The organism is Mariniphaga sp. (assembly GCF_041687215.1).
In the GTDB taxonomy this organism is placed as follows: Bacteria; Bacteroidota; Bacteroidia; order Bacteroidales; family Prolixibacteraceae; genus Mariniphaga.
In genome coordinates this window covers 1-6492 of record NZ_JAWLCI010000108.1, presented here as the reverse complement: position 1 = coordinate 6492, position 6492 = coordinate 1, and the positions used below count along the sequence as shown (strand labels likewise).

The 6492-nt window shown below is 45.8% G+C and carries 6 protein-coding genes; 1 reads left to right on the top strand and 5 read right to left on the bottom strand.

What is annotated here, in order from left to right; translation table 11 throughout:
• Positions 1-1465, top strand: a 1465-nt coding sequence (locus ACESMA_RS21010) for a glycoside hydrolase family 3 C-terminal domain-containing protein (RefSeq protein WP_372950843.1), incomplete at its 5' end; no start/stop codon positions are given.
• Positions 1466-1473: 8 nt separating this feature from the next.
• Here ACESMA_RS21010 and ACESMA_RS21005 read toward each other — a convergent pair.
• From ACESMA_RS21005 to ACESMA_RS20985, 5 genes are all read right to left on the bottom strand, one after another.
• Positions 1474-2724, bottom strand: coding sequence for an ATP-binding protein (locus ACESMA_RS21005; RefSeq protein ID WP_372950842.1), 1251 nt, complete (start codon positions 2722-2724; stop codon positions 1474-1476).
• An 89-nt stretch (positions 2725-2813) separates the two neighbouring features.
• Positions 2814-3566, bottom strand: coding sequence for a hypothetical protein (locus tag ACESMA_RS21000; RefSeq protein ID WP_372950841.1), 753 nt, complete (start codon positions 3564-3566; stop codon positions 2814-2816).
• A 23-nt stretch (positions 3567-3589) separates the two neighbouring features.
• A complete protein-coding gene (locus tag ACESMA_RS20995; protein ID WP_372950840.1) occupies positions 3590-4747 on the bottom strand; it encodes an adenylyltransferase/cytidyltransferase family protein in 1158 nt (385 codons plus the stop codon).
• A gap of 283 nt (positions 4748-5030) precedes the next feature.
• Positions 5031-5612: an indolepyruvate oxidoreductase subunit beta gene (locus tag ACESMA_RS20990; protein WP_372950839.1), complete on the bottom strand. Its 582-nt coding sequence runs from the start codon at positions 5610-5612 to the stop codon at positions 5031-5033.
• A 1-nt stretch (position 5613) separates the two neighbouring features.
• The coding region (locus tag ACESMA_RS20985; RefSeq protein WP_372950838.1) for a thiamine pyrophosphate-dependent enzyme at positions 5614-6492 on the bottom strand (879 nt) is incomplete at its 5' end.

Below are 6492 nucleotides of genomic sequence, written 5' to 3'. Positions count from 1 at the left end.
GCAAGGCGATGCACATATTTCGGGCGGATGGGGATTTCATAGTGTGAATGCTATGGTGAAACACTGGCCGGGAGGTGGTCCCGAAGAGGGAGGCCGCGATGGCCATTTTGGTTACGGCGCTTATGCCGTTTACCCGGGGAACCGGCTGCAGGACCATCTGAGACCCTTTACCGAAGGAGCTTTTAAGCTGGATGGCCCCACAGGAATGGCTTCGGCGGTGATGCCATACTACACCATTTCGTGGAACATCGATACGGTTTACGGTGAAAACTTGGGAAATGCATTCAGTAAATACATCATAGAGGATTTGTTGCGCGGAAAATACGGTTATGATGGCGTTTTGTGCACCGACTGGGGTATTACAGGTGATGCAGCTAATGTGCATGAGTTCCGCGGGAAAAGCTGGGGAGTGGAAGAATTGTCGGTGGCCGAACGCCATTACAAAGCGCTGATGGCGAGTATGGACCAGTTTGGTGGAAACAACGACATGGGACCTGTACTGGAGGCTTACCAAATGGGTGTGGAAGAGCACGGTGAAGAATTTATGCGCCGGCGGTTTGAAACATCGGCTGTGCGGTTGCTGCGAAATATTTTCCGCACGGGGTTGTTTGAAAATCCGTACCTCGATGTGGCCGAAACCGAAGAGCTGGTGGGCAATCCTGAATTTATGAAAGCCGGTTACGAAGCACAGTTGCGTTCGGTAGTGATGCTTAAAAACAAGGAAAATACACTCCCGTTGCAAAAACAGTTGAAAGTGTATGTTCCTCAAAAATATCATCCGGCGGCTACCAACTGGTTCGGACAGCAAACGCCGGAACGTTGGGAAGACGCTGCCAGCCGGGAAATGATTGAAAAATATTTTGATTGGGTGGAAACTCCTGAAAAGGCTGATGTGGCGCTGGTTTTTATGGACAGTCCGCAGGGAGGAACAGGTTATTTGCTGGAGGATTTGGAAAATGGCGGGAATGGTTATGTACCCATTAACCTTCAATATGAATCATACGTGGCTACTCATGCCCGCGAAGTGAGCCTGGCCGGCGGAAGTCCGTTCGAGGATTTTACCAACCGTTCCTACAAAGGGAAAACCGGTACCACCGCCAACAGTTACGACCTGAAAATGGTAAACGAAACCAAAGCCAGAATAGGAGCCAAACCGGTGATTGCCATTATTGATGTTTCCAATCCGATGGTGATGGCGGAGTTTGAAGAAAATGCCGATGCCATTCTGGTACATTTCGGGGTGAGCGACCAGGCGGTACTTGATATTTTAACCGGAGCATCCGAACCATCGGCATTGCTGCCGTTCCAAATGCCGGCCAGCATGCAAACTGTGGATGAACAGTTTGAAGACACACCGCGCGACATGGAACCCTATGTCGACTCCGAAGGAAATAGCTATGATTTTGCATTCGGACTGAACTGGCAGGGCGTGATTGAGGACGAAAGGGTGGAGAAGTTTAGGTGAATTAAGATTTAACCCAGGAAGCTGGCTGCATGCATACTAGTTACATTTGCCGCCAATTGGTGGAATTTATTGTCATTCGACAGGAGAAATCCGTGCAATAAAGGTTTATCAAGAATTGTTTCGAGGTCCATAAGGTGCTTGGCATCCAGTTTCCTTATTTTTTCACCCAGTTTTATTTCGAATGCTAAATATCCCTCAGGCAATTCAATCAGCAAATCAACCTCTTTTCCATCGTGTGTGCGAAGGTGATAAAATGAAACCTGTGCATTTATTGATTTTGCCTGTTTGTAAAGCTCAGCAACAACCAAACTCTCAAATTCAGGACCAGTTAAACCACCTTTTTTTTGTAAAATAGCCTGCACAATTCCGTTATCTAAAAAGTGAATTTTAGGTGTTTTTACCAGACGTTTGGTCTTGTTTCGTGACCACGCCTGTAAAAGGATGGCCTGATAACTTAGCTCAAAATAGTGGATATACCGTTGAACTGTTTTTGCTGTTATGCCTGTTTGAGCGGCCATAGATGAAGCATTCAGCAAAGTAGCGGTATTTAGCGCCAGAAAACGCTGAAGTTTTATAATTGGTTCCAAATCCCGAAATGATGCCAAATCCCTGATGTCCCGTTCAAGATAGGTTTTTACATAGTTTTGTAACCAGTCATACTTCTCTTCATCATCCAGTTCGCTATCTGAAACTGCCGGATATCCGCCAAATTTCTGGTAAAAGTCCCATGCCTGTTTCTTTTTTGTGTAGTCCTCATCCAACAGAAAGGAGGAAGGTGGTTTAATTTCACTGATGTTGTTTTTTAATATTTGCTGAAAAAAAGAATCCTGAACCGGTTCATCCCAATTTTTTGTAATCATTTCCGGCAAGGTAAGTGGAAACAGTTCGAAAATGGAACATCTGCCGGCCAGGCTTTCTTTTACCTTTTCGAGGAGTAGAAACTGACTCGAACCGAGTAAAACATACCTTGGTTCAATGTATTGATCATACACTGATTTAATGCTTTCTATTAATTTGGGTTCCTTTTGCACCTCGTCTAAAACTGCAAGAGGATAATGGCTTACCCACTCACCCGCAGTAAGCGCTGCGTACTGGCTTCTCATTACAGGGTCTTCAATGGAGACATACTTGTATTCAGGAAATAATCTGCGGGAAAGGGTCGTTTTTCCGGTTTGTCTTGCACCAGTGAACACGATTATCCTTCCTGTTTTAGAATGCTTCCTTTTTTCAATCAGTGTCCCAATTTTTCTGTTTTTCATTTTATAAGAAATAAATATAGGCGTAAATTTAGGAATTAAATTCCTGAAATTACGCCTATATTAGAGTTTTTATTCGTGATTTTGTGGGTTTATTCAAATATATTTTCTTCCCACTTCTCCGTGTAATCAGTATTTTCTTCTTTCAGCAACGCAGCAAAAGTCAGTAACGATTTGCGGGCATCTCCCAGTGGGTAGTAAAAGGCATCCCAGTTTTCGCTGTCTTCGCCGTCGTGGTTGGGAATCACATACTGAAAATGGTATGCATCCTGCAGTTCGCGGAAAGCGCTGCCTGCCCGTTTTTCAATGTTCTCCAGGTCTTTGAGCGACAGTTCTCCCTTTTGTTTGCGGGTACGGCGTAGCAGTTTACGGCGTTGCACATCGGTAATCAACTCAGGCAGCGAAACGGCAGGATGAGCCGATTTTAAATACCGGATTTCCTCTTTGGAAACCGGCGACATAAAAACGCTTAGCCGGTTGATTCCTTCCAGGGCCTGATGTGTTTGCAAAACCCTACCCACAAAAGGGTTTCCTTCAAAAAGCACGTCGCCTTTTTCCAGGTTTTCTTTTAATTCCTGCAAATCGAGCGCCTGCAAATCGCCGCGCACATCCATCACTACAAAATGGTCGTGTTCTTTCAGCTTTTCAATTTCTGCACGCGGACGAAAATGGTAATCCACACCGTTGGTTTCACCCGGACGGGCAGCCCGACTGTTATACAAAACCAGAGGTTGCATTTGACTGTGCAATTCAGGATAAAACCTTGCCAGCGCCTTGGCAAGCGGGCTTTTGCCCACACATGAGGGACCGGAGAAAATAATTAAACGGTGTTTATAATCGTTCATTTTTTTGATTTTGATGTTTTTTATTAAATCCCCGAATCTTTCCTTCGGATTTTGATATTCATGGCGCCGCGTATTGGTTTTTCGGCCACCAGAATTAAGTAACCGCCACCCCCGGCACCCGCAAGTTTCCATGCAAGCGCTTCGTGTTTGTAACTGTCAATTACCTTTTCAATTTCCGGGTTCATCATGGAAGGGAACAATGTGGTTTGAGCGTTAAATGAATCGAGATAGGCAGTTGCAAATGATTTAAGGTCTTTTTTCAGGATCGCATCCCATGCCTGTTCTGCTGCAACGGCAAGCCTTTTTACATTTTCGGTGTTGATGTTGGTGTTTCCAAGCAAATCGAGACCCTGAGGACGTGGCCAGAGCAATACCATGTAAATATGTTCTTCAAGCCAGTCGAGAATATTGTCGTCGTGCACCGATTCAATTTTTAACGGCCAGAAGGCATTATCGTAATAATGCCTTACCAACCCGGGCATGCAAATACCAATGGAATCCTGCGCGCCGGATATGATTTGCGACCCAGGATTGTTTTCAAATTTAAACAGCATTTCAGCCAACTTTTCTGGTTTATCCAATGGCAAAGTGTGAGGCCATATTTTTTTTGCAGCATTGCGTGTTGATGTGCTCATTCCGCACCTTTCGTTGTATTCTATAATAGGCTCCAGCGAGAGTGTGATGGCCCAGCCTGGGTGAAATTTCGACACATAGGGCTGGTCTATCCAGGTGCCCGCAAGATCAATACGGTAGGGGAGTATGCATACGCCCGAACTTCGTATTGAGGTAGTGGAGCGTGGCGGCAAACCGGCGTCAGGAATGCGTTCCAACACTTTCAGCTCAATGCCCATTTCTTCGCAAAGTAATTTTTTTGCCGGGGAATAGCCATCTTCATTCACCACAAAAATATCGGGTTGAAGACGTTGCAAATCGGTTTCAAAATCCATGATACCGCTTCCTGAATTCACGAACGCATCTTTCACGTGGCGAACAGCTTTTACCATATAAAGCCTTTCCTGTTCACTGTTTACTGTTGGGCGGCCTTTTAGCTCTTCAATGGTTTTATCTGAACCTAATCCCACATATACATCGCCATATTGCGAAGCTTCCTTAAAGAATGCTACGTGTCCGCTGTGCAGCAGATCGAAGCAGCCGGAAACAAATACTTTTTTGTCAGTCATTTTGTGTTTTTTGAAATCGAAAACCTGTTTGAATCAATAAAAAGTCTAAAATACAAAATGGAATGAATAAATGACCGGAGTAAGTAACTTTTTAGTTTAAATTCATCAGGTTTTACTGGTATTTTTTTTCGATTGTTTTGAAGTTGGGATTTAAACAACATGGCTTAGTCTGGTTTATTTTTTTGTGAAATTTTTATTTCTCCTCAGGTTTCAGCCAGTGTTTTTCATAAGAATTTGGAATTTCTAAATGTGAGAGATTTTAATTTTCTGGGAAAACTACAATTCAACTTTTGCTGAGTGAAAAGGCCCGTCCGGCTTTGAAAGCTTCAATATTCATTTCCACAATTTTATCGCCTTTGGTTTTGAAAATGGTTTTTATGCCTTTGACGATGATTTCCTCGTTAATTGCAATAAATGGCGAGGCGGCGCCCAGCATCACCATGTTGGAGGCTTTTGGATTGCCGGTTTCTTTGGCAATCTGGTCGGCATCGATGCGGATGATGTTGATTTTTTTACTGAGTTCATCAAAGGTTTTTTCCAACTGCGGGTAGTTGGGAATATTTACAAACTCGGCCGTGTTGGTTACCAGGCTTCCCTGTGGCGAAAGATATGGCAGGTAGCGCAACGATTCCATGGGTTCAACCGACAGAATGAGGTCGGCGCTGCCCAGAGGAATTAAGTCGGAATAAATGGGGTGGTCGGCAATGCGTAGGTGCGACACCACAGCGCCCCCGCGCTGGCTCATGCCATGCGTTTCGGCCTGTTTCAGGTAGTAATTTTCGTTTAGGGCGGCGGCGCCCAGAGAAGCGGCAATGGAAAGAATTCCCTGTCCGCCCACGCCTGCCAGTATAATGTCTGTCTTCATGTTATGCCTGTTTTTTTGCTTTGTTCAACTTCTTCATTTTTGTAACGCGTTGCACACATTCCCTGCGCCCGATAATCACCGAAACACCTTCAAATGCCATTTCTTCGCGAATGATTCTCACGATTTTTTCGTGGTTCTTTTTCAGCGGCACAAACAGCCGGATGTGCTCCGGGGCAACGCCCACCCCTTCGCAGATTTTTTCTATCCGTCCTTTGGCCGACGAATCCTGTCCGCCGGTCATGGCCACGGTTTCGTTATCTACAATCAGGATGTTCACATTCGATTTTTCAATCACACAGTCGAGCAGCCCGGTAATTCCGGAATGGGTGAATGTGGAATCGCCAATCACGGCAAATACAGGAGTCAGTCCGGCATCGGCAGCGCCTTTGGCCATGGTGATGGATGCGCCCATATCCACGCAGGTGTTGATGGTGTTGTATGGCGGCAGCGCTCCCAGCGTGTAACAGCCGATGTCGGAGAAAACACGCCCGTTGCCCACTTCGGCAAGTACTTCGTTTAAGGCTTCGTAAGTGTCCTGGTGGCCGCAGCCTGCACACAGTGACGGTGGCCGGCCAACCAGCGTATCCGGCATTTGCAGCGGTTCTTCCAGCTCTTTGCCCAATGCTTTGGCCAGGTGGTCAGGATTCAGTTCGCCCCGGCGTGGAAGCGCTCCGTTCAACCTGCCGGAAACCTTGGTTCCTTTCCCGAAAAAGTCGGTGAGCAACTCTTCCACCAGCGGGTAACCTTCCTCCACCACCAGCAGTTCGTCGCACTCTTTTTCCAGTTTCAGCAACAATTTTTTGGGAACCGGGTACTGCGTTATTTTTACCACCGGATACGGGCAGTTGCCTTTCGGATAGTTTTCCATCAGGTAGTTGTA